Source organism: Streptomyces bluensis, from assembly GCF_014650715.1.
In the GTDB taxonomy this organism is placed as follows: domain Bacteria; phylum Actinomycetota; class Actinomycetes; order Streptomycetales; family Streptomycetaceae; genus Streptomyces; species Streptomyces bluensis.
The window spans coordinates 75102-97377 of record NZ_BMVM01000013.1 but is presented as its reverse complement, the minus strand read 5'-3'; the positions used below and the strand labels follow the sequence as shown (position 1 = coordinate 97377).

General features: G+C 71.5%; 19 protein-coding genes and 1 riboswitch. Of the genes, 12 read left to right on the top strand and 7 right to left on the bottom strand.

What is annotated here, in order from left to right; genetic code table 11:
• The first annotated feature begins 257 nt into the window (after window positions 1–257).
• From IE262_RS27955 to IE262_RS27940, 4 genes are all read left to right on the top strand, one after another.
• Entirely contained in the window at window positions 258–1640 is a 1383-nt protein-coding gene (locus IE262_RS27955; protein ID WP_189877580.1) for a M16 family metallopeptidase, read from the top strand.
• A complete protein-coding gene (locus IE262_RS27950; RefSeq protein ID WP_189877578.1) occupies window positions 1637–3040 on the top strand; it encodes a M16 family metallopeptidase in 1404 nt (467 codons plus the stop codon). The genes IE262_RS27955 and IE262_RS27950 overlap by 4 nt, the downstream gene beginning before the upstream one ends.
• Before the next feature lie 212 nt (window positions 3041–3252).
• A riboswitch (cyclic di-AMP (ydaO/yuaA leader) is annotated at window positions 3253–3418 on the top strand.
• Between the two features lie 12 nt (window positions 3419–3430).
• Entirely contained in the window at window positions 3431–4195 is a 765-nt protein-coding gene (locus IE262_RS27945; protein WP_189877576.1) for a M23 family metallopeptidase, read from the top strand.
• Between the two features lie 209 nt (window positions 4196–4404).
• Entirely contained in the window at window positions 4405–5100 is a 696-nt protein-coding gene (locus tag IE262_RS27940) for a GntR family transcriptional regulator (RefSeq protein ID WP_134040561.1), read from the top strand.
• A gap of 146 nt (window positions 5101–5246) precedes the next feature.
• Here IE262_RS27940 and IE262_RS27935 read toward each other — a convergent pair whose 3' ends face one another.
• A complete protein-coding gene (locus tag IE262_RS27935; protein WP_189877574.1) occupies window positions 5247–5528 on the bottom strand; it encodes an HPr family phosphocarrier protein in 282 nt (93 codons plus the stop codon).
• Window positions 5529–5738: 210 nt separating this feature from the next.
• On the opposite strand from IE262_RS27935, the gene IE262_RS27930 reads away from it, so the two are divergent.
• From IE262_RS27930 to IE262_RS27915, 4 genes are all read left to right on the top strand, one after another.
• Window positions 5739–8540, top strand: coding sequence for a bifunctional acetate--CoA ligase family protein/GNAT family N-acetyltransferase (locus IE262_RS27930; RefSeq protein ID WP_189877572.1), 2802 nt, complete (start codon window positions 5739–5741; stop codon window positions 8538–8540).
• A 73-nt stretch (window positions 8541–8613) separates the two neighbouring features.
• Window positions 8614–9210 (top strand): DUF5998 family protein, encoded by a 597-nt coding sequence (locus tag IE262_RS27925; protein WP_134040564.1) that lies wholly within the window; start codon window positions 8614–8616, stop codon window positions 9208–9210.
• Window positions 9210–10451: an alkaline phosphatase family protein gene (locus IE262_RS27920; RefSeq protein ID WP_189877570.1), complete on the top strand. Its 1242-nt coding sequence runs from the start codon at window positions 9210–9212 to the stop codon at window positions 10449–10451. The genes IE262_RS27925 and IE262_RS27920 overlap by 1 nt, the downstream gene beginning before the upstream one ends.
• Before the next feature lie 106 nt (window positions 10452–10557).
• A complete protein-coding gene (locus tag IE262_RS27915; RefSeq protein ID WP_134040565.1) occupies window positions 10558–11202 on the top strand; it encodes a thymidine kinase in 645 nt (214 codons plus the stop codon).
• A 109-nt stretch (window positions 11203–11311) separates the two neighbouring features.
• Here IE262_RS27915 and madM read toward each other — a convergent pair whose 3' ends face one another.
• The 3 genes from madM to IE262_RS27900 form a co-directional block, all read right to left on the bottom strand.
• Entirely contained in the window at window positions 11312–12076 is a 765-nt protein-coding gene (gene madM / locus IE262_RS27910) for a malonate transporter subunit MadM (protein ID WP_134040566.1), read from the bottom strand.
• Between the two features lies 1 nt (window position 12077).
• A complete protein-coding gene (gene madL, locus IE262_RS27905; RefSeq protein ID WP_134040567.1) occupies window positions 12078–12485 on the bottom strand; it encodes a malonate transporter subunit MadL in 408 nt (135 codons plus the stop codon).
• 64 nt (window positions 12486–12549) lie between these two features.
• Window positions 12550–15492, bottom strand: coding sequence for an AMP-binding protein (locus IE262_RS27900; RefSeq protein WP_189877568.1), 2943 nt, complete (start codon window positions 15490–15492; stop codon window positions 12550–12552).
• A gap of 132 nt (window positions 15493–15624) precedes the next feature.
• On the opposite strand from IE262_RS27900, the gene IE262_RS27895 reads away from it, so the two are divergent.
• From IE262_RS27895 to IE262_RS27885, 3 genes are read left to right on the top strand one after another with little or no spacing between them, the layout of a single operon-like run.
• Complete coding sequence (locus tag IE262_RS27895) at window positions 15625–16299, top strand: GntR family transcriptional regulator (protein WP_189877566.1); 675 nt, start codon at window positions 15625–15627, stop codon at window positions 16297–16299.
• 44 nt (window positions 16300–16343) lie between these two features.
• Window positions 16344–17348: a GlxA family transcriptional regulator gene (locus IE262_RS27890; RefSeq protein WP_189877564.1), complete on the top strand. Its 1005-nt coding sequence runs from the start codon at window positions 16344–16346 to the stop codon at window positions 17346–17348.
• Window positions 17345–18112 carry a DJ-1/PfpI family protein gene (locus IE262_RS27885; RefSeq protein ID WP_134040571.1) on the top strand — a complete coding sequence of 256 codons (768 nt, stop codon included), beginning with the start codon at window positions 17345–17347 and terminating at the stop codon, window positions 18110–18112. Before IE262_RS27890 ends, IE262_RS27885 begins: the two co-directional genes overlap by 4 nt.
• Window positions 18113–18143: 31 nt before the next feature.
• Here the strand turns inward: IE262_RS27885 and IE262_RS27880 are convergent, their stop codons facing one another.
• Entirely contained in the window at window positions 18144–18593 is a 450-nt protein-coding gene (locus IE262_RS27880; RefSeq protein ID WP_189877561.1) for a hypothetical protein, read from the bottom strand.
• Window positions 18594–18787: 194 nt separating this feature from the next.
• The gene (locus IE262_RS27875) at window positions 18788–19594 is read right to left on the bottom strand and encodes a VOC family protein (RefSeq protein WP_189877559.1); all 807 of its coding nucleotides are present in this window, start codon (window positions 19592–19594) and stop codon (window positions 18788–18790) included.
• Between the two features lie 227 nt (window positions 19595–19821).
• Between IE262_RS27875 and IE262_RS27870 the strand changes: the two genes are divergently transcribed.
• Window positions 19822–20649, top strand: coding sequence for a sulfurtransferase (locus IE262_RS27870; RefSeq protein ID WP_189877557.1), 828 nt, complete (start codon window positions 19822–19824; stop codon window positions 20647–20649).
• Window positions 20650–20869: 220 nt separating this feature from the next.
• Here the strand turns inward: IE262_RS27870 and sepH are convergent, their stop codons facing one another.
• Window positions 20870–21898, bottom strand: a complete 1029-nt coding sequence (sepH, locus tag IE262_RS27865) for a septation protein SepH (RefSeq protein WP_189877555.1) — start codon at window positions 21896–21898, stop codon at window positions 20870–20872.
• Window positions 21899–22276: the final 378 nt, after the last annotated feature.

Sequence of the window (22276 nt, the reverse complement as noted above, 5' to 3'; positions counted from 1 at the left end):
CCGCGGTGCGGCGGTCCCGGAGCCGTCCTGGGAGCGGACGGGCGGCGGCCACGGACCCGATTTCTCCCCGGCGTGCGGCGGGCCGGACCCCGGCCTGCGCCAGTCCCCGCTCTCCTGTCCGGGAGTCTCGCTCTGGGCGTACGGGAACCGGGAACTTCGCCAGCCGTCCGCACGCTTGCATACAGTGGCAGGACCGGCAGAAAGACGCGGTTTTCCGCGACAACTTCCGCGACAGCTTCCGCGATGAAGGGACGTACATGCCCATGGGTCACACGGCCACAGCCGAGGCAGGCACCGGGGGCCTGACAGCGACCGAGCACCGCCTGGCCAATGGGCTGCGCGTGGTGCTCTCCGAGGACCACCTGACCCCGGTCGCGGCGGTGTGCCTCTGGTACGACGTCGGCTCCCGTCACGAGGTCAAGGGCCGCACCGGTCTCGCCCACCTCTTCGAGCACCTGATGTTCCAGGGCTCGGCCCAGGTGCAGGGCAACGGCCACTTCGAGCTGGTCCAGGGCGCGGGCGGCTCGCTGAACGGTACGACGAGCTTCGAGCGCACCAACTACTTCGAGACCATGCCCGCCCACCAGCTGGAGCTCGCCCTCTGGCTGGAGGCCGACCGCATGGGTTCGCTGCTGACGGCGCTGGACGACGAGTCCATGGAGAACCAGCGGGACGTCGTCAAGAACGAGCGCCGCCAGCGCTACGACAACGTGCCCTACGGCACCGCCTTCGAGAAGCTGACCGCCCTCGCCTACCCGGACGGCCACCCCTACCACCACACCCCGATCGGTTCGATGGCCGACCTGGACGCGGCCACGCTGGAGGACGCGCGCGCGTTCTTCCGCACCTACTACGCGCCCAACAACGCGGTGCTCTCCGTGGTCGGCGACATCGACCCGGAGCAGACGCTCGCCTGGATCGAGAAGTACTTCGGCTCCATCCCCGGCCACGACGGCAAGCCCGCCCCGCGGGACGGTTCGCTGCCGGAGACCATCGGCGAGCAGCTGCGGGAGGTCGTGGAGGAAGAGGTCCCCGCGCGCGCGTTGATGGCCGCCTACCGGCTCCCGGAGGACGGCACGCGCGAGGCCGACGCGGCCGACCTGGCGCTGACGGTCCTCGGCGGCGGTGAGTCGTCCCGCCTCTACAACCGGCTCGTACGGCGCGACCGTACGGCGGTGGCAGCCGGGTTCGGCCTGCTGCGGCTGGCCGGAGCGCCCTCCCTGGGGTGGCTCGACGTGAAGACCTCCGGCGATGTCGAGGTCCCGGTGATCGAGGCCGCCGTCGACGAGGAGCTCGCCCGGTTCGCCGCCGAGGGCCCCACGGCGGAGGAAATGGAGCGCGCCCAGGCCCAGTTGGAGCGCGAATGGCTGGACCGGCTCGGCACGGTCGCCGGCCGCGCCGACGAACTGTGCCGGTACGCCGTGCTGTTCGGCGACCCGCAGCTCGCCCTGACGGCCGTCCAGCGCGTGCTCGACGTGACCGCCGAGGAGGTGCAGGCCGTCGCGCAGGCCCGGCTGCGGCCCGACAACCGCGCGGTGCTCGTCTACGAGCCGATCGCGGCCGGCAGCGGGGACGCCGAGGACGCCGACGAGACCGCCGAAGCCGCGGTGACCGACGAGAACGAGGAGTCGGCCAAGTGACCGAGCTCGCGACCATGGACTTCCACCCGCAGCCCCAGGCCGGCGAGGCCAGGCCCTGGGCGTTCCCGGCGCCCGAGCGCGCGACCCTCGACAACGGGCTGACCGTGCTGCGCTGCCACCGCCCCGGCCAGCGCGTCGTCGCCGTCGAGGTGCTTCTCGACGCCCCCCTGGACGCCGAGCCCGTGGGCCTCGACGGCGTCGCCACGATCATGGCCCGTGCCTTCTCCGAGGGCACCGACAAGCACTCCGCGGAGGAGTTCGCCGCCGAGCTGGAGCGCTGCGGAGCCACCCTCGACTCGCACGCCGACCACCCCGGCGTACGCCTCAGCCTCGAAGTCCCCGTCTCACGGCTCCCCAAGGCGCTCGGTCTGCTCGCCGACGCCCTGAGGGCCCCCGCGTTCGAGGACAGCGAGGTCGAGCGGCTGGTGCGCAACCGGCTCGACGAGATCCCGCACGAGACCGCCAACCCGGCCCGCCGTGCCGCGAAGGAGCTCTCCAAGGAGCTGTTCCCGGCGACCTCGCGCATGTCGCGCCCGCGCCAGGGCACCGAGGAGACGGTCGAGAGCATCGACGCGGCGGCCGTGCGCGCCTTCTACGAGAAGCACGTCCGCCCCGCCACGGCCACCGCGGTCGTCGTCGGCGACCTCACCGGAGTCGACCTGGACGCGCTGCTCGGCGACACCCTGGGCGCCTGGACCGGCTCCCCGGCCCAGCCGCGCCCCGTGCCGGCGGTGACCGCCGACGACACCGGCCGTGTCGTCATCGTGGACCGCCCCGGAGCCGTCCAGACGCAGCTGCTCATCGGCCGCGTCGGCGCCGACCGCCACGACCGTGTGTGGCCGGCCCAGGTGCTCGGCACGTACTGCCTCGGCGGCACCCTCACCTCCCGCCTGGACCGCGTCCTGCGCGAGGAGAAGGGCTACACCTACGGTGTGCGGGCGTTCGCCCAGGTGCTGCGCTCCGCGGCACCTGCTGTCCCCGGAGGGGCTTCGGGCGCCGCGATGCTCGCCATCAGCGGCTCCGTCGACACGCCGAACACGGGCCCGGCCCTCGACGACCTGTGGACCGTGCTGCGCACCCTCGCCGCCGAGGGCCTCGACGACGCCGAGCGTGATGTCGCCGTGCAGAACCTCGTCGGGGTCGCCCCGCTCAAGTACGAGACGGCCGCCGCCGTCGCGAGCACCCTCGCCGACCAGGTCGAGCAGCACCTGCCGGACGACTACCAGGCGACGCTGTACCGGCAGCTCGCCGCGACCGGCACCGTCGAGGCCACCGCGGCCGTGGTGAACGCCTTCCCGGTGGACCGCCTCGTGACCGTCCTCGTCGGTGACGCCGCGCAGATCGAGGAGCCCGTCAGGGCCCTCGGCATCGGCGCAGTCTCCGTCGTACGCGCCGAGTAGACCGCCCGCGGCGGCCCGTCCGGGCCCGCCCGCATCCGGGGCCCCGGTGACTCTTTCGTCACCGGGGCCCCGGATGTCCGTATTTGCGGGAGAGGTTTCCTGTCTGCCCTGTGGTGTGCGCTACAAAACCCCGGCTTCGTTTGTGATTTCAAAGAGGGCCCGCTTAGCGTCTGTTCGGCTGTTCGTCAGCAGTGCGCCGCGCCCGCGGCACCGGACAGTCATCGCCGAGTCCCCGAACGGCGCGAGCCAGGGGAGCCGGGGACCCAACCGCAGTCCCTGGGGTGAATCGGACGCCCTTCACCTGGTGAAGGGGGACCGTAGGAGACCTTCCTGCTCCGAACCCGTCAGCTAACCCGGTAGGCGAGAGGGAAGGAAAGGACCAGCCACTTCATGGCGTTCACCTGCGCCACCGGGAAGCACCGCCGCGCCGGCCGGATGAAGCGCGCGACCACGAAGGCCGTGGGCGCCGCCGCGCTCACCACCTCGGGCGTCATCGGCACGCTGGCCGCCCCCGCCTTCGCCGCGGACACCTCCGCCGGGCAGACCGGGCTCACCCAGGCCATCGAGATCGGCGACGCGGTGGCCGAACAGATCGACGCCCAGGCCGCCGCCCAGCAGCAGGCCGCCGCGCAGAAGAAGGCCGAGGCCCTCGCGAAGCAGCGCGCCAAGGAGGCGGCCGAGAAGGCGGCCAAGAAGGAGCGCGCGGCCAAGGAGCGCGCCGCCCGTGAGGCCGAACGCAAGCGCCTCAACACCTTCGTCGCCCCGGTCAGCGGCTCCTACGTCTCGACCGGCTACCAGTCCGGCGGCGCCGCCTGGTCCTCCGGCAGCCACACCGGCATCGACTTCCACGCCTCCTCCGGCACGGCCGTCCACGCCGTCGGCTCCGGCACCGTCGTCGAGGCGGGCTGGGGCGGCGCCTACGGCAACAACATCGTCATCAAGATGCACGACGGCACGTACACGCAGTACGGGCACCTGTCGTCCATCGGGGTCTCCGTCGGCCAGACGGTCACTCCCGGCCAGCGGATCGGCCTGTCCGGGGCGACCGGCAACGTCACGGGCCCGCACCTGCACTTCGAGGCCCGCACGACGGCCGAGTACGGCTCGGACATCGACCCCGTCGCGTACCTGCGCTCGCACGGCGTGAACGTCTGACCCACCAGGCCACCGCGCGAGACCCGGCCCACAGCGCGCGAGGCCCCGGCTCACCGAGCCGGGGCCTTCGCCGTTTGTGACGTACCTCCTGTCCAAAAAATATCCCTGGATTCCGGCCCGGCATCGGAAATTCCGGCCGACTGCAATAGAGTCGCTTGAACACACGTCAATCAAAGGCGTTTCACGGGGATTAAGGCGGAGGTCGGGTCATGCGTATTCCGGCACACTCGGTATGCACGGCGATTCGTGATGACATCGTCGCGGGTGTCTACGAGCGCGGCAGCCGGCTCACCGAGGAACTCCTCGCCCGCCGGTACGGCGTCAGCCGCGTCCCCGTCCGTGAGGCGCTGCGCACGCTGGAGGCCGAGGGCTTCGTGGTCACCCGCCGGCACGCGGGCGCGTGTGTCGCGGAGCCCACCGAGCAGGAGGCCGCCGACCTGCTGGAGATGCGCATGCTGCTGGAGCCGCTGGGCGCAGCGCGCGCCGCCCAGCGCCGTACCGAGGCGCACCTCAAGGTGCTGCGGGGCCTGGTCAGGCTGGGGCAGGAGCGGGCCAGGCGGGGCAACAGCGATGACCTGCGCTCACTCGGCGGCTGGTTCCACGAGACGCTCGCCCAGGCCTCCGGCAGCCCCGCGCTGACCTCGACCCTCGCCCAGCTGCGCCACAAGATCGCCTGGATGTACGCGGTGGAGGCGCCCGCCGGTCCCGTCGAGTCCTGGGCCGAGCACGGCGGCATCGTCGACGCCGTCGCGCGCGGCGACAGCGAGCGGGCCCGCACGATCACGGCGCTGCACACCGAACGCGCGACGGCCGCGCACCGGCTGCGTTTTCCCGGACGGGCCGACCGCACCGAGCGTGTGAGGACTTCGCAACATCCCGTAAACATCACGAGCCTGCGGGATTAACACAATGGCCGTATACAAAGAAGGTCGAATTCGCAGGGGATTATTTCTGCTGCCCGCGAAGAGGAAATGCGAAGGGCCCGCCCGGTAATTCGGGCGAGCCCTTCAATGTGTGCGCGGGTGGCCTTTCGGGCCTATCGCCGCGTCACTCAGACGGTCTCGGGAAGCTCTTCGAGCCCCTCGGCGACCAGCCTCGCCAGGCGGTCGAGCGCGGCGTCCGCGCCCTCGGCCTCGGAAGCGAGCACGATCTCCTCGCCGCCCTTGGCGCCCAGACCCAGCACCGCCAGCATGGAGGCCGCGTTGACGGGGGTGCCGTCGGCCTTGGCGATCGTCACGGGGATACCGGAGGCCGTGGCGGCCCGGACGAAGAGGGAGGCGGGGCGGGCGTGGAGGCCCTCGGCCCAGCCGATGTTGACGCGGCGCTCAGCCATGTGTTGCTGCCCTTCAGGTGTCTCGTCAGGTGTCTCGATCGGTCCGGACCGGATGGCCCGGACCGCTCTCCCGCTTCGTGAAGCGGGTCCGGATCGGGCCCACGGCCTGACCACGATCCGGGTGGTGTGTGTCCCCAGACTGCCCCGCGCCGCGTTCGTGCGCGAGACCGCCTCACGTCGCTGTCGTACGCGCGTCTTACTCTGGGGCTCATGCAGACCTCGTCGGACCGGCGCGAGTACCCCGCCCACTGGGAGGCCGACGTGGTGCTGCGCGACGGCGGCACCGCGCGCATCAGGCCCATCACCGTTGATGACGCCGAGCGCCTGGTCAGCTTCTACGAGCAGGTCTCCGACGAGTCGAAGTACTACCGCTTCTTCGCGCCGTACCCTCGCCTGTCCGCCAAGGACGTCCACCGCTTCACGCACCACGACTTTGTGGACCGGGTGGGACTCGCGGCCACGGTCGGCGGCGAGTTCATCGCCACCGTACGCTATGACCGCATCAACACCGACGGCATGCCCGCGTCCGCGCCGGCCGACGAGGCCGAGGTCGCCTTCCTCGTGCAGGACGCCCACCAGGGCCGGGGCGTCGCGTCCGCCCTCCTCGAACACATCGCGGCCGTCGCCCGCGAGCGCGGCATCCGCCGCTTCGCCGCCGAGGTGCTCCCCGCCAACACCAAGATGATCAAGGTGTTCACGGACGCCGGGTACCAGCAGCAGCGCAGCTTCGAGGACGGCGTCGTCCGCCTGGAGCTCGACCTGGAGCCCACCGACCGCTCCCTCGCCGTGCAGCGCGCGCGGGAGCAGCGCGCCGAGGCCCGGTCCGTGCAGCGGCTGCTCGCGCCCGGCTCGGTCGCCGTCATCGGCGCGGGACGCACACCCGGCGGCGTGGGCCGGGGCGTGCTCGCGGGCCTGAGGGACGCGGGCTTCACCGGGCGCCTGTACGCCGTGAACAGGGCCGTTCAGGACAAGGAGCTGGACGGAGTCCCGGCGTACCGCTCCATCCGTGAGATCGCCGAGCCCGTCGACCTCGCGGTCGTCGCCGTCCCGGCCGAGCACGTCCCCGAGGTCGTCGCCGAGTGCGGCGAGCACGGTGTGCAGGGCCTCGTGGTCCTCTCCGCCGGGTACGCCGAGAGCGGACCGCAAGGGCGCGAGCGCCAGCGCGCACTGGTGCGCCAGGCCCGGACGTACGGCATGCGCATCATCGGGCCCAACGCCTTCGGGATCATCAACACCTCGCCCGGCGTCAGGCTCAACGCCTCCCTCGCCCCCGAGATGCCACGCCCCGGACGGATCGGCCTCTTCGCCCAGTCCGGTGCCATCGGCATCGCCCTGCTGTCCCGGCTCCACCGGCGCGGCGGAGGAGTCACCGGCGTCACGGGCGTGTCCACCTTCGTGTCCTCGGGCAACCGCGCGGACGTCTCCGGCAACGACGTGCTCCAGTACTGGTACGACGACCCGGACACCGACGTCGCCCTCATGTACCTGGAGTCCATCGGCAACCCGCGCAAGTTCACGCGCCTCGCGCGCCGCACGGCCACGGTCAAGCCGCTGGTCGTGGTGCAGGGCGCGCGCCACGGCGGGGTCTCACCCCAGGGACATGCCGTACGCGCCACCCGGCTGCCGCACGCCACCGTCTCCGACCTGCTGCGACAGGCCGGCGTGATCCGCGTGGACACGATCACCGAGCTCGTCGACACGGGCCTGCTGCTGGCCCGCCAGCCCCTGCCCGCCGGCCCGCGCGTGGCGATCCTCGGCAACTCGGAGTCGCTCGGCCTGCTGACGTACGACGCGTGCCTCACCGAGGGGCTCAGCCCGCTGGCGCCGCTGGACCTCACGACCGGGGCCTCGGCGGAGGACTTCCACACGGCCCTGGCGCGGGCCCTGGCGGACGACACGTGCGACGCCGTGGTCGTGACGGCCATACCGGCGGTGGGCGAGACATCCGCCGCGGACGAGGCGCTCGCCGAGGCGCTCCGCTCGGCGGCGGCCGCCGCCCCGGCCAAGCCGGTCCTCGTGGTCCACGTGGAGCTCGGCGGACTCGCGGACGCCCTCTCCCGGGCCGCCGGCACGGCACCCCACGCCGTACCGCTGCCCGACCAGCGGCCGGCACGCACGCGCGTGGAGGACTCCCCGCCCCCGGAGGGCGCCCGGCTCATCCCCGCCTACCCGGCCGCCGAGCGCGCCGTACGGGCCCTCGCCGAAACCGTGCGGTACGCCCAGTGGCGCCGCGACGCCGCGGACCCCGGGAAGGTGCCCGAGTACGAGGACATCGACGAGAAGGGCGCCGCCGAGCAGATCGACACGCTCCTCGCGCGCGGGGAGGGGCTCACGCTCGGCACCGGCCAGACGTGCGCGCTCCTCGCCCGGTACGGCATCCCGGTGCGCGAGGCCCGGCCCGCGCCCACACCGGACGAGGCCGCCGCGGCGGCGCGCGACCTCGGCTACCCCGTGGCCCTGAAGGCCACCGCCCCGCACCTGCGGCACCGCGCCGACCTGGGAGGCGTACGGCTCGACCTGACGGACGAGGAGCAACTTCGCCGGGCGTACGCGGAGTTGACCGGCCTCTTCGGGACCCCCGAGGAGCTGCGGCCCGTCGTGCAGGGCATGGCCCCACGCGGCGTCGACACGGTCGTACGGGCCGTGATCGACCCGGCGGCCGGAGCGGTGGTCTCCTTCGGGCTCGCGGGGGCCGCCTCACAACTGCTCAGCGACACCGCGCACCGACTGATTCCGGTCACCGACCGGGACGCGGCCTCCCTGGTCCGGTCGATCCGGACGGCGCCGCTCCTCTTCGGCTGGCGCGGCTCGGCACCGGTCGATGTCGCCGCCCTCGAAGAGCTGCTCCTGCGGGTGTCCCGACTGGTCGACGACCATCCGGAGGTCGTCGCGGTCTCCCTGGAGCCGGTCGTCGTCGCTCCGTACGGCCTGAGCGTCCTCGGCGCCACCGTACGGCTCGCGCGCCCGCCCGCCCGCGACGACCTCGGCCCCCGTACGCTTCCGGTGTACTGATCCGTTCCGTGCGCTGATCGGTCCACGGCAGTCGTGGCCGAGCGGTCCCCCGCAGTCAGTGGGCCCCCGTAGGATGGACGTCATGGCCAAGACCAGTACGACGACTCAGGGGCTGCGGGCGGCGATCGAGCGCAGCGGCTACTACCCGGCCCTCGTGGCCGAGGCGGTGGAGGCCGCTGTCGGCGGCGACGCCGTACGGTCGTACCTGGTCCATCAGGAGACGACGTTCGACGCCAACGAGGTGCGGCGGCATGTCACGGTGCTCGTCCTCACCGGCAACCGCTTCATCGTGAGCCACACCGACGAGCAGGCCTCGGACAGCACGTCCCCGACGCCGTACGCCACGACGTCCACCGAGTCCGTGAAGCTCGGCCGGATCTCGTCGGTCGTCGTCAGCCGGGTGGTCGCCAACCCGGAGTCGTACACGCCGGGCACACTGCCCCGCGAGGTCGTCCTGACCATCGGCTGGGGCGCCGTCTCCCGTATCGACCTGGAGCCCGCGGCCTGCGGCGACCCCAACTGCGAGGCGGACCACGGCTACACGGGCAACTCGACGGCGGACGACCTCAGCCTGCGGGTCAGCGAGGCCGGGGACGGCCCGGAGACGGTGCGCCAGGCCCTCGCCTTCGCGCAGTCCCTCTCCGAGGCGACCGCGGACACCGCCCGCTGATGTCCCACGCGTCCCCGCCCACCGCCCCTGACCCAGGGCGCTCGGTGCCCGCCCCGCACGCCCCTCACTGGGACGAGCGGGAATCCCTCGATGTGGGCTCGGCTCCCGTGCCCGAGTACGGCACCGGCTCGCTGGCCGATCTCCTGCCGACCCTCGCGGCGGGCATGGAGGTCCCCGGCACGACCGCCGCCATGACGGAACTGACCGCGGCCGACCGGAACTGCGTCTTCCTGATCGACGGGCTGGGCTGGCAGCAGCTGAGGGAGCACCCGGACGAGGCCCCCTTCATGACCTCGCTGCTCGCGTCGTCGCGGGGCGGCACCGGCCGCCCGATCACCGCGGGCTATCCGGCGACCACCGCGACCTCCCTCGCGTCCGTCGGTACGGGCCTGCCGCCGGGCGCGCACGGGCTGCCCGGTTACACGGTCCGCGATCCCGAGACCGACGAGCTGATGAACCAGCTCCGCTGGACCCCCTGGACCGCACCGCGGGCGTGGCAGCCGTATCCCACGGTGTTCCAGCTGGCCGCCGAGGCGGGCGTCCACACCGCCCAGGTCTCCTCGCCGGCCTTCGAGACCACCCCGCTCACCCAGGTCGCGCTCAGCGGCGGCACCTTCCACGGACGGCTCTCCGGCGAGGAGCGCATGGACCTGGCGGCCGAGCAACTGGCCGCCGGGGATCGCTCGCTGGTGTACACCTACTACGCCGAGGTCGACGGCAAGGGCCACCGCTTCGGCATCGACTCCGACGCCTGGCGCGGGCAGTTGATGTACGTCGACCGGCTGGTCCAGCGCCTCGCGGAGCAACTCCCGCCGCGTACCGCCCTGTACGTCACCGCCGACCACGGCATGATCGACATCCCGTTCGACGAGCAGCACCGCATCGACTTCGACGAGGACTGGGAACTGCGCGCCGGGGTCGCCCTGTTGGGCGGCGAGGGGCGGGCCCGCCATGTGTACGCGGTGCCGGGGGCCGAGGCGGACGTCCTGACCTGCTGGCGCGAGGTGCTGGGCGAGCAGTTCTGGGTGGCGTCCCGCGACGAGGCCATCGCGGCGGGCTGGTTCGGCCCCACGGTGGACGAACGCGTGTACGCGCGCATCGGTGACGTCGTGGCGGCGGCCCGCGACGACGTCCTGATCATCGCGTCCGAACGGGAACCGAAGGAGTCGGAGATGGTCGGCAACCACGGCTCGATGACGCCCGTGGAACAACTGGTCCCGCTCCTGGAAGTACGCACCTGAAGTCTGCTGTCGGAAGTACGCACCTGAAGCCTGCCGTCCGCAGCGCGGCGTCCGTGCCGGGCGCCCCGTCCTGCCCCGAACCCTTCTGAAAGGTCCTCGCCTTCCCATGCCCGAGCTGGTGTTCTTCTCCGGAACGATGGACTGTGGGAAGTCGACTCTGGCGCTTCAGATCGCGCACAACCGTTCGGCTCGTGGTCTGCAGAGCGTGATCTTCACGCGGGACGACCGCGCGGGGGAGGGCAAGCTGTCCTCGCGCCTCGGGCTGGTGACCGAGGCGGTGGAGGCCACACCCGAGCTGGATCTCTACGGGTTCGTGGTGGAGCGCCTGTCGCGGGGCGGCAAGGTCGACTACATCGTCGTGGACGAGGCCCAGTTCCTGGTGACGGAGCAGATCGACCAACTGGCCCGGATCGTGGACGATCTGGACCTCGACGTGTTCGCCTTCGGCATCACCACGGACTTCCGGACCAGGCTCTTCCCTGGTTCGCAGCGGCTGATCGAGCTGGCGGACCGGGTGGAGACGCTCCAGGTCGAGGCGATGTGCTGGTGCGGGGCACGGGCCACCCACAACGCACGCACGGTGGGCGGCGAGATGGTCGTCGAGGGCGAGCAGGTCGTGGTGGGGGACGTGGGTGCGGGGATCGTCGGGTACGAGGTGCTGTGCCGTCGCCATCACCGCAAACGGATGACGAGCGCGACGGCGCGCGCGGCCGCGCTGTCCCCCGACGTGCTGCCGGTCACGTCGGGCTGACCTGTGCGGGGCCTCGGGCAGGTCGGCCCCGCCGATGGTGCATCCCTTCTCACCGACCGACGACCGCCCTCACCGACCGACGACCGCCCTCACCCACCGACGACCGCCCTCACCCACCGACGATCGCCCGTAGCGTCACATACAGCAGCGACGGGCCGAGCAGGCAGCCGACGCCCGTGTAGAAGGTGGCCGTCATGGCGCCATAGGGCACCAGACGCTTGTCGGTGGCCGCCAGCCCGCCGGCCACACCCGAGGTCGTGCCCATCAGGCCGCCGAAGGCCATCGCGGACTTCGGATTGTTCAGGCCGATGAGCGGGGCGATCAGCGGCGTCCCCACCATCACCACCACGGCTTTGACCAGGCCGGCGGCCACGGACAGCGCGATCACATCCGAGCTTGCGCCCACCGCTGTGCCGGTCACCGGCCCGACGATGTAGGTGGCCGCGCCGGCGCCGATGGTCGCCATCGACGCGGCATCGGTATAGCCGAAGGCCGCTGCGACGCAGGACCCGATCACGAACGACACCACCACGCCCAATATGATCGACAGCCCGCCCATCAGCCCGGCGCGCTTGATCTCCTGAAGGTCGACGCCGTAGGCGGTGGAGACGATCGCGAAGTCCCGCAGCATCGCACCTCCCATCAGGCCCAGGCCGGAGAGGACGGCGAAGTCGGCCAGTCCGGCGTCGCCGCCGGTCGCCAGACCGCCGCAGTAGGCCAGTACCAGGCCGAGGATGATGGCAATGGCGGAGCCCTGTAGCCGGCCGCGGGTCAGCGTCCTGGACAGCCACCCGGAGACCAGCATCAGTCCGCCGATCACGGCGAAGGCGACGAGCAGGCCGTTGCTCTCGAAGACGGAGACGATCAGATCCATCTCAGACCTCCTGCTTCTCTTCGTGGTTTCCGGTCAGTGGGGGCAGCGGCTCCGCCGGTGTGCCGATGCGCGTCAGCACGGGAACCAGGGCACCCCCCGCGGCGAGTGCGCCGAGGCCCGCGAGGATCGCCATGGGGCCGCCGGAAATCGCCTTGACCACGTTCTGGGTGGAAGCCATGGCGATGACGATCGGGATGTACATCGCGCTCCAGAAGAGCACGCCCTGTTCCGTGGGCTCGGGGAACTTTCCCTTCCGGCGGAGCCGGTCGGTGATGAGCACGAGCATGATCATGGCGAAACCGACTCCGCCGACATTGGCGTCGACGCCCATGGCTTCGCCGAGCAGTTCGCCGACGAGCGTGCCCGTGAGCAGGCACAGCGCCAGCGCTGCCACTCCGTAGAGGATCATCGTCTTCTCCTGGCTGAGAGGGGGTGAGGCCGACCGGTCCCGTTGGGGGCGGCCTGGTCCTGGATCAGGCGTCCACGTCGGTGAACAGATCGGCGTAGCGCTTGCGGAGTTCGGCCTTCTGCACCTTCCCCATGACGTTGCGGGGCAGGGTCTCGACGACGCGCACCGCGCGCGGGTGCTTGAACCGGGCGAGGTCGTCGGCGATGAAGTCCAGCACCTCCCCGCCTTCGGGCTGCCGGCCCGGCGCCGGGACGACGACGGCCATCACCGTCTCCCCGAAGTCCGGGTGGGGGACGCCGATCACCGCGGATTCCAGCACCTGGGGGTGGGCGTTGAGCAGGTCCTCGATCTCCTTGGGGTAGATGTTGTAGCCCCCGGAGATCACGAGGTCCTTGTCCCGGCCGACGATGCTCAGGTAGCCGTCCTCGTCGATGCGGCCGAGGTCGCCGGTGACGAAGAAGCCGTCCTCACGGAACTCGGAAGCGGTCTTCTCGGGCATCTGCCAGTAGCCCGCGAAGACGTTGGGGCCGCGGACCTCGATGATGCCGACCTCGCCGTCGGGCAGCGCCTCACCGGTCTCACGGTCCACCACCCGGATCTCGATGCCGGGGAGCGGTGTGCCGACGGTGCCGGGTTTGCGCGGGCCGCCGTCGTAGGGGTTGGTGGTGTTCATGCCGGTTTCCGTCATCCCGTAGCGCTCCAGGATGGCGTGGCCGGTACGGGCTTCGAAGGCCTCGTGGTCGCTCGCGAGCAACGGCGCCGAGCCGGAGACGAACAGCCTCATCGAGGCGCAGGACTCCGGGGTGAGCCGGTCGTTCTTGAGCAGCCGGGTGTAGAAGGTGGGCACGCCCATGAGCACCGTGGCCCGGGGCAGCAGATCGATGATCGTCTCGGCGTCGAACCTGGGCAGGAAGTGCAGGGAGGCGCCTGCCGTCAGGGTCATGTTGACCGCGACGAAGAGGCCGTGGATGTGGAAGATCGGCAGGGCGTGGATCAGCCGGTCGTCGGCGGTGTACTGCCAGGCTTCCAGCAGCGTACGGCAGTTGGAGGCGAGGTTGCCGTGGGTGAGTACCGCGCCCTTGGAACGCCCGGTGGTGCCGGAGGTGTAGAGGATCGACGCCGGGTCATCGGCGGAGGCGTCGTACACCTCCTTGTGGTGGTCGTCGCCGTCGAGGAGGGTGCCGTCGCCCAGGACGCCGAGGGTCTCGACGACCAGTCCGTCCCCTTCGCGGTGGGCGTGGTCGGCCCGGCGATCAGGAGAGCAGACGAGCACGCGAGGCTGGGCGTCGCCGATGAAGTACTCCATCTCCGCACCCGTATAAGCGGTGTTGAGCGGCAGCAGGACGCCGCCGATCTGCAGGGTCGCCAGATACAGCGCCACGGCCTCGGGAGACTTCTCCACCTGCATCGCGACCCGGTCACCGGGGGTGACGCCGTCGGCGACGAGACGGGCGGCGATCCGCCGCGCGGTCTGCGCCGTCTCGCGGTAGGTGATGCTCTGCCCGTTGGGCAGTTCGAACAGTGCCTTGTCCGGCTGCCGCTCCGCCTGCTCGGCGAAGGACCGGTAGATGGTCGTGAAGGGCGCCATCGGGGGTGTTCCTCTCTCGTGGTCCGGGGTGGTGGACGCGTCGTGGGGGTAGGACGCCGGGGCGTTCGGGAAGGCGTCCCGCAGTGGCCCGCCGAGCGCGACGGTGCGGCGGCGCACGAAGTCCTCGTGCTGGCGCTCCAGCTTCTCCGGCTCGTAGCGGTAGTTGATCATCGCGCCGTAGGACTGCCGCCAGGCCTCCGGTGAGCTGTTCGCCGGCCAGTTCAGCCGCCATGCGGTGGCCCCGTTGCCCAGGTGGAAGCGGGCGACCGGGTCGAGGGGACGCCCGTCGTCGCGCCGCTCGACCGCGATGTACCGGGTCAGCGCGGGCAAGAGCCGGGAACGGATCCGCTCGACGTCCTCCGCGCCGAGGTCCGCCGGCCCTTCCACGGTGTTCAGCTCCCGGGCGAGGAGCCGCAGATCGGCAGCCTGTTCGTCCTGCGCCTCCCGTTCGGCCTGCTCGGTGAGCCAGCGCCGGAATCCGGGGATGGGCGAAAGAGTGACGAACTGCTCCAGGTGCGGCAGTTGCTCCCCGACCTGCTCGATGACCTGCTTGATGAGGAAGCTGCCGAAGGAGACTCCGGCCAGCCCGTCCAGGGCGTTGTTGATCGAGTACAGCGCCGCCGTGTCCGCGTCCGACGGGCTCAGCGCCGGGCCGCGCTCCAGCAGCGGCGCGATGCTGCTCGGCATGGAGCGCACCAGGGCGACCTCCACGAAGATCAGCGGCACGTCCCCGGTGGCCGGGTGGAAGAAGGCGTAGACACGCCGGTCCTCGGGCTGCAGTCGGCGGCGCAGCTCGGCCCTGCCCGCCATCGGGTGGACCTTCTCGTAATGCAGCAGATGGTGGTGAAGCTCCTCCGGCGCATCCCAAGTGACCTCCTCCATGCGGAGGAAGCCGCGGTTGAACCAGGAGGTGAGCAGGTGGTGGAAGTCGTGGTCGAGGGGCCGCAGCTGCGGGTGGTGGCGCATCAGTCGACGCAGGTCCGCGCGCATCCCGACCAGGGCGAGCGTGGCGTCGGGTGCGTGGTTCATCCGGCGGAGCAGCTGCTGGCGGGTCGGCTCCACCACGTCGAAGAGCCGGACCAGCTCCTCCTCGCCCTGGAACCCGGCGTTCCTGGCGTGCTCCCACTGGTGGAAGGCGGCGCGGACCTGATCGGCGTCGACGCCGTAGGTCGTGGTGATGTGGGTGAAGAAGGCGAGCTTGCCGGCGTTGTCGAGCTCGTCGTAGGCGCTGAGGGCCCGAGCCGCGACCGCGCGCATCGAGGCTTCGCCCACGTCGCTCATCAGGACTTCGCAGGCGGCGAGCAGCTGGTCCAGCGGGGAGCCCTGCGGTTCTTCGGCGTCGGCCACCGGATCGCGGCCACGCTGTCGTCCGAGAGCCCGGAACAGGTCGGTCAGCAGCCAGCCGTCATGAGGTCCCATCTCCGCTCCTTCCCATGCCCTGTGTTTCAGACTCGTTTCGTATGCATCAAGCGTTCTGATGTATATAACAGCGCGGCTGTGAGATGCGCCACCTCCTTGCACGGTCGGATATCCTCAAACGCGGAGGTGTACATGACTCGGCGAGTCCCGGAATCCCAGCGCGTACGGGACGCACTTGAGAACGCCGTCGTCGACGGCCGCTACCGGCCCGGTGAACGCCTGGACCCGGCGCGGCTGGAGAAGGAGTTCGGGTGCTCTCGCACACCGATCCGTGAAGCTCTCCAGGCACTGGAACGCTCCGGGCTGGTGCAGATCCGCCCCAAACGGGGCACATTCGTCACCGAGCTGAGCATCTCCGAGCTCGCCGAACGCTTTGAGGTCATGGCCGAGCTCGAAGGGATGGCAGCACGGCTCTCCGCCCGCCGTATCGAGCGGGAGCCGCTGGACGACCTCCAACGCGCCCTGCTGGAATGCGAGAAACACGCGATGGCCGGCGACGCCGACCGCTACTACTACGCCAACGCGTGTTTCCACGGCATCGTCTACGACTCCTGCGGCAACGCATACCTGCGGCAGCAGGCCCATGCCCTCAAGCGAGCCCTGCAGCCCTACCGGCGGCTGCAACTGCGCGTCCCGGACCGCATGCGGCGCTCCCTGGCCGAGCACCGTGAGATCGCCGACGCCATCGCGGGCGGCGACGCCGAGACCGCGGAGAACGCAGCCCGCGACCACGTGCTCGTCCAGGTCAAGGAGTTCAGCCAACTGGTGCGGACGTGGAGGCACCTGACGGAGCACACATCAGGGTGAGCCGCATGTGCCTGCGCACATGACCGGGGTCGCAGGGGGAGGACATGGAGACCAGGCGCCGCGTTCTCATCGTGGCCTACGACGACGCGCAGATCCTCGACATCGCCTGTCCCAGCGGCGCACTGGACATCGCCAACCGGTACGGCGCGAAGCCGTCCTACTCCATCGAGCTGGGCACGCTGGGCCGTCGGGCCGCCCGTAGTTCCGCGGGGATTCCGGTGGGAGCGGGGCAGCGGCTGGAGGCGGTCACGGGGCGTCTGGACACGCTGATCGTCGTGGGCGGCATCGGCTGCGTGACCGCGGCGGCGGATGAGCGCCTGCTCGGCCATGTCCGCCGCCTGGCCGGGTGCAGCCGACGCGTGGCCTCCGTCTGCACCGGCGCCCATGTGCTGGCCGCCGCCGGTCTGCTGGACCACAGGCGGGTCACGACCCACTGGGGGTGGGGGGAACGACTGGCCGAGCGTCACCCCGCCGTCGCCGTCGACGTGAGTCCGCTCTACATCCGCGACGGCCATGTGTACACCTCGGCCGGTGTCACCAGCGCGCTCGACCTGACGCTGGCCCTGATAGAGGACGACCACGGCCCGACGCTGGCCCGCGCCGTGGCCCGGGAACTCGTCACCCATCTGCACCGCCCGGCCGACCAGGCCCAGATCTCCCTGTTCCTGGCCGCCCCGCCGCCGGAGGACCGGTTGGTCCGGGACCTGATGGGCCACATCGCCGGCCATCTGGCCGAGGACCTCACGCCCGCGGCCCTGGCGGCCCGCGCCGGCATCAGCACCCGGCACCTGACCCGCCTCTTCACCGCGCACCTGGGCACGACCCCGGCACGGGCCGTGCGCCGGGCCCGTACTGAGGCGGCGGCGCACCTGGTGCGGTCCAGCGGACTGTCCATGGTCGCCGTCGCCCGTCGCTGCGGGTTCGGGTCGGCGGAGACGCTGCGGCAGGCGTTCCTGGACCACTACGGGGTCACGGGGGACAGGATGCGCAGGATGCCGGACACACCGGCCCCGCGCGTCGCGCCGAAGCAGCAGACTCCCGGCCCATGAGCCATTCGACGACACGCAGAAACGTACTGCGCGGCACCGCGGCCACCGCCGCGCTCGCCGCCACGACCGCGGCCCGGACCGAAGCCGCGCATGCCGTCCCCACGGGCGGTGGCAAGGGCCCTGCCATCGGCATCCTGCTGTACGACGGCTACAGCCTGCTGGACCCCACCGGCCCGGCGGAGGTTCTGTCCCGCCTGCCGGACGCGACCGTGACGATGATCGCCGAGAGACGCGGTGCCGTCCGCACGGACACCGGAGACGTGGCCGTGGTCGCTGAACGGTCGATCAGCGAGGTCGACCGCCTCGACGTCCTGCTCGTGCCCGGTGGGGGCAACCGCGGCACCATCGGGGCGATGAACAACGAGGCCCTCCTGAGCTGGATCCGCCATGTCCACCGGCACAGCCGCTGGACGACCTCGGTGTGCACCGGGAGCATCATCCTTGCCGCGGCAGGGCTGCTGGACGGACGGCAGGCGACCACTTACTGGGCTTCCGCCGAGTACCTCCGGTCCACGTTCGACGTGACGTACCTGCCGCAGCGCTACGTACGCTCAGGGAAGATCATCACCGCGGCCGGGGTGTCGGCCGGTGTGGACATGGCCCTGTACCTCGCGTCCCTGATCGCGGGGGAGGACACGGCCAAGGCCATCCAACTCGCCGTCGAGTACGATCCTCAGCCTCCCTTCGACTCCGGTGACGCCGCGCAGGCCAGTGCCCAACTGAAGGAACACGCACTGCGATTGCTCGCGGAGTCGCAGGTATAGGGGACCATCCGGGCCGACCCGGGCAGGTGCGCTACACAGATCGGCGGCGGATCGTCGAAAGGAGGCGCCGCATGCCGACCACGTGCCCGCCCGTTCCCACGACGAGCCGTCGGTAGAGGCCGCCGGCCAGGCCGGGAAAGGCGGCCCGGCTTTCGGCACGCAGCCGTGACCGCCCCGGACCGAGGTGTTCGATGCGGAAGATCAGGGCGTAGGACGAGAAACGATGGCACCCCTGGAGGACAAGTTCTCGTCCCGGGACCGCGGAGACCACCCGCCACCCGGGAAACGTCGAGCCTTCGGCAAGGGGCCGCGGGCCGGACGCCGCGCAGTCGGCGCATCCCACCAGCCTCGTGTAGACGGCGACGCCAGGGCGCGAGAAAGAACGGTCCAGTGTCTCGGAAAGACCGCGCCAGACGTCGTCGGTCTCCGAGGGGATGACCGTCGCGTGCTCGTCGAGGTACGGCAACGAGGCGATCTGCATCAAAGCCTCCACGAGGTTCGAACGCGCCGGGTCACTGGGCACCGTACGCGCCGAGGAAGTACAGCACGAGACCGGCGGCGGAGTCCGCACACCGATGTGTCGATCCCCTCCTGGCCGACGTGCGGGTACGGCGAGCCGGGGCCGGTACCCAGCCAGGAGGGACCGGCGGCACAGCCATTGAGCCGAGCCCCGGCTCAGCGATGCGAGCGGCCCTCCGTGTGAACCACGGAGAACACCGCGCCCTCCGGGTCCACGACCGTGGCCACGCGGCCGTGGGGCGTGTCCCGGGCGGGCTTGAGGAGGTGGCCCCCGAGTCCGGTGACGCGGGTGACCGCCTCGTCGGTGTCGGCGACCTCGAAGGAGGTCAGCCAGTGGGCGCCCCGGTCACGGGGGAGGCCCCTGCCGACGCCGCGGATGCCGGCGACCGGCCGGCCCTCGACGCGGAGGGTCACGTAGTCGACGTCGGCGGAGGCGAGCGGCTCCTCCTGGTAGCCGAAGACGGTCTCGTAGAACTTGGCGGCGCCAGCCGTGTCGCGGGTGAAGAGCTCGTTCCAGGCGGGCGTGCCGGGGACGCCCGTGACGGCGGTGCCGAGGTGGGCCGCGGCCTGCCAGATCCCGAAGACGGCCCCCGAGGAGTCCGAGGCGATGGCCATGCGGCCCGCGTCGGCGGCGTCCAGGGGGCCCACGCCCACCGTGCCGCCGCAGTGCCGCACCCTCTCGGCGGTCAGGTCGGCGTCGGCCGAGGCGAGATAGGGCGTCCACGCGATGGGCAGATGACGGTCGGACGGCAGCTGACCGATCCCGGCCACCTCGTGTCCGTCGAGCAGGGCCCTGACGTACGGGCCCAGTTGCTGCGGTCCCGGCCGGAACTCCCAGCCGAACAGTGCCCCGTAGAAGTCCTGGGTGGCGGCCATCCCGTGCACCATCAGACTCACCCAGCATGGTGTGCCGGGCGGGTACGCCTCACCGTCCAGGCCGGCCGAACCCCGTGCCTCGGTCATTCGTCACTCTCTCCTCGGCCCCTCGCGGCGGCCGTGTCGCCGCCGCTCACCGTACGCGCCTACCGCCCTCACGCGCGTGCACGTCCCGTTGGCGCGCCCGTGCCACGTGGGTCCTGCGGATGCACAGCATGTGCCCGATCCCGTACGCCTTGTGATCGGGCCTGTCCGGCGGAGCAGAGTAGCCCGACCTGGACGACAGGGCCACCCCGTGCGCAAGGATGGGACGTATGAAAGCCATCATCTCCGCAGCCGAACTCGCCAGTGAGCTCGCGGGCGCGACTCCGCCGGTCCTCCTCGACGTCCGCTGGCAGCTGGGCGGTCCGAACCTGCGACCCGAGTACGACAAGGCGCACATCCCGGGCGCCGTCTTCGTCGACCTGGATGCCGAACTCGCGGGTCCCGCGGGCGCCCGCGGCCGGCATCCGCTGCCGGACACGGAGGCCTTCGGTGCCGCGATGCGGGCGGCCGGGGTCTCGGCGGACCGCGACGTCGTGGTGTACGACGGCGGGCTCGGCTGGGCCGCCGCGCGCGCGTGGTGGCTGTTGCGCTTCACCGGACACCCGTCGGTACGCGTCCTCGACGGCGGCCTTGAGGCCTGGGACGGTCCGTTGACATCGGAGGTCCCCGCACCGGTTCAGGGGACCTTCGCCCCGGCTCCGGGTGCCCTGCCGCTGCTGGACGCCGATGGTGCCGCCGCGCTCGCCCGCACCGGGCTGCTCCTCGACGCGCGGGCGCCCGAGCGGTACCGCGGTGACGTCGAGCCCATCGATCCCGTAGCCGGGCACATTCCGGGCGCGGTCTCGGCACCCACCACGGAGAATGTGGCCGAATCCGGTCGCTTCCTGCCCGCAGCCGAACTCGCCGACCGCTTCAGGGCTCTGGGCGCGTCCGGCACCTCGGAGGTCGGTGTCTACTGCGGGTCGGGTGTCTCGGGCGCCCACGAGGTCCTCGCGCTGGCCGTCGCCGGCATCCCGGCCGCCCTGTACGTCGGCTCGTGGTCGGAGTGGAGCCAGGACGGCAACCGCCCGGTGGCGACGGGCCCGGACCCCCAGTGACCTGCGCGGGAGCCCGGTGACATCCGCCGGATCCCGCTGCGGCCCGGCACGACATGGGGCCCGCGTCTGAACGATGCGGGCCCCACGGACGTACCTGTGACCAGTCGACTGATCCTGCTTCTCCTGGCCCTGGTTCTTCTGGCCCTGGTTCTTCTGGCCCTGGTTCTTCTGGCCCTGGTTCTTCTGGTCCGTCCCTCTGGTCCTGCTTCTGGTCCCGTTCCTAGTCCTGCTTCTTCCGCCGTGTACCGAACACGATCTCGTCCCAGCTCGGCACCGCCGCGCGTCGGCCCGGACGGACGCCGTCCGCCTCGGCCTGGCGATCGGTGGCACCGACGAGGCGCTCGCGATGGCTGGCAACCGAGCGCGGCATGAGTACGTCCGCGTAAGCGGAACCGGCCGAGGCCGCGGGAGCCGGTGGCTCCTCCGCCTCGGGCTCCGACACGGGCTCCTCCTGCGTCTCCGCGGGCCGTTCGGGCACCACCAGGTCGCCCCGGTAGCTGGGCACGGCCTCCAGGATGCTGGTGAGCGAGTCGCGTTCGTCCGTGCTCTCCTCGGGCGGTTCGGACGCCTGGGAGGGCAGGAGGGGGCGTTCCGCCGGGCGGTCCAGGGGACGGTCCCGTGGCAGCCGGGCGATCCGCGGCACGAACGGGAAGCTCGGCTCGGCCGCCCCGAGGTCGTCGGACTCACCGATCAGCGAGCGCGCCTCGTCGTCGACGGCCTGGACGAGCCGCCGGGGCGGGTCGTACGTCCAGCTCGCCGAGTGCGGCTCACCCGCGACCCGGTAGACGAGCAGCACCTCCCAGGTGCCGTCGTCGCGGCGCCAGGAGTCCCACTGGACCGTGTCCTTCTCGGCGCCGCGCAGGAGCAGCCGCTCCTGGACGGCCTCGCCGAGTTGGGGGCCGGCCGCGTTCTCACCGGGGCGCCGGACCGGAGTCTTGCGGGCCCGCTCGGCCATGAAGGCGCGCTCGGCGAGCACGGGACCCTCGAAGCGGCGTACGCGGTCGACGGGGATGCCGGCGAGCTGCGCGACCTCCTCGGCCGACGCGCCGGCGCGTATACGGGCCTGGATGTCACGGGGGCGGAGATGGCTCTCCACCTCGATCTCGATCTGGCCGAGGCGTGGTCGGTCGCCGCGCACGGCGGCGCGGAGCCGTTCGTCGATCGGGAGTGTGTACTCCGTTGCGTCGGCAGCCTTCAGCACCAGCCGTGTGCCGTCATTGGAGACGGCCACGACACGCAGTTCGGGCATGGGGACCTCCCGGGTGGTGCCTGCCGACGTCACGTGCGTCGCTGCTTCCGCTAGTCGAGTGTGGCCTGCCCGGGTGCAGCCTGCCACAACCTTGCCGAGTTGCCCGGCGTGTCGCGCGTTGGCCCTGGGCCGCCGTTATGGCACGGTTACCATTTCGCAACGCTAAGTGACGAATCTCATCACCCTGTGCAACGATCCCCCTCCCGGCGGTCCTCGAAGGCCCCGGACACCCTGGCGGGAGTCCGGACCCAGGGCTCGCAACAGTACTCCATTCGGGCCACTTGCGTGGATCGGCGCGCCGCCCAACTTCTCGCAAGGGGTGGGAGTTGGTCGACCGAAGTGCCGTTTTCGTGGCGATGGAGCACGGATGCACCGTAT

What these genes read in the sequence shown, in the direction of transcription:
- IE262_RS27955 (WP_189877580.1), top strand. Translation starts at nt 258, where the DNA reads ATGCCCATGGGTCACACGGCCACAGCCGAGGCAGGCACCGGGGGCCTG.
- IE262_RS27945 (WP_189877576.1), top strand. Translation starts at nt 3,431, where the DNA reads ATGGCGTTCACCTGCGCCACCGGGAAGCACCGCCGCGCCGGCCGGATG.
- IE262_RS27940 (WP_134040561.1), top strand. Translation starts at nt 4,405, where the DNA reads ATGCGTATTCCGGCACACTCGGTATGCACGGCGATTCGTGATGACATC.
- IE262_RS27935 (WP_189877574.1), bottom strand. Translation starts at nt 5,528, where the DNA reads ATGGCTGAGCGCCGCGTCAACATCGGCTGGGCCGAGGGCCTCCACGCC.
- IE262_RS27930 (WP_189877572.1), top strand. Translation starts at nt 5,739, where the DNA reads ATGCAGACCTCGTCGGACCGGCGCGAGTACCCCGCCCACTGGGAGGCC.
- IE262_RS27925 (WP_134040564.1), top strand. Translation starts at nt 8,614, where the DNA reads ATGGACGTCATGGCCAAGACCAGTACGACGACTCAGGGGCTGCGGGCG.
- IE262_RS27920 (WP_189877570.1), top strand. Translation starts at nt 9,210, where the DNA reads ATGTCCCACGCGTCCCCGCCCACCGCCCCTGACCCAGGGCGCTCGGTG.
- IE262_RS27915 (WP_134040565.1), top strand. Translation starts at nt 10,558, where the DNA reads ATGCCCGAGCTGGTGTTCTTCTCCGGAACGATGGACTGTGGGAAGTCG.
- madM (WP_134040566.1), bottom strand. Translation starts at nt 12,076, where the DNA reads ATGGATCTGATCGTCTCCGTCTTCGAGAGCAACGGCCTGCTCGTCGCC.
- madL (WP_134040567.1), bottom strand. Translation starts at nt 12,485, where the DNA reads ATGATCCTCTACGGAGTGGCAGCGCTGGCGCTGTGCCTGCTCACGGGC.
- IE262_RS27900 (WP_189877568.1), bottom strand. Translation starts at nt 15,492, where the DNA reads ATGGGACCTCATGACGGCTGGCTGCTGACCGACCTGTTCCGGGCTCTC.
- IE262_RS27895 (WP_189877566.1), top strand. Translation starts at nt 15,625, where the DNA reads ATGACTCGGCGAGTCCCGGAATCCCAGCGCGTACGGGACGCACTTGAG.
- IE262_RS27890 (WP_189877564.1), top strand. Translation starts at nt 16,344, where the DNA reads ATGGAGACCAGGCGCCGCGTTCTCATCGTGGCCTACGACGACGCGCAG.
- IE262_RS27885 (WP_134040571.1), top strand. Translation starts at nt 17,345, where the DNA reads ATGAGCCATTCGACGACACGCAGAAACGTACTGCGCGGCACCGCGGCC.
- IE262_RS27880 (WP_189877561.1), bottom strand. Translation starts at nt 18,593, where the DNA reads ATGCAGATCGCCTCGTTGCCGTACCTCGACGAGCACGCGACGGTCATC.
- IE262_RS27875 (WP_189877559.1), bottom strand. Translation starts at nt 19,594, where the DNA reads ATGACCGAGGCACGGGGTTCGGCCGGCCTGGACGGTGAGGCGTACCCG.
- IE262_RS27870 (WP_189877557.1), top strand. Translation starts at nt 19,822, where the DNA reads ATGAAAGCCATCATCTCCGCAGCCGAACTCGCCAGTGAGCTCGCGGGC.
- sepH (WP_189877555.1), bottom strand. Translation starts at nt 21,898, where the DNA reads ATGCCCGAACTGCGTGTCGTGGCCGTCTCCAATGACGGCACACGGCTG.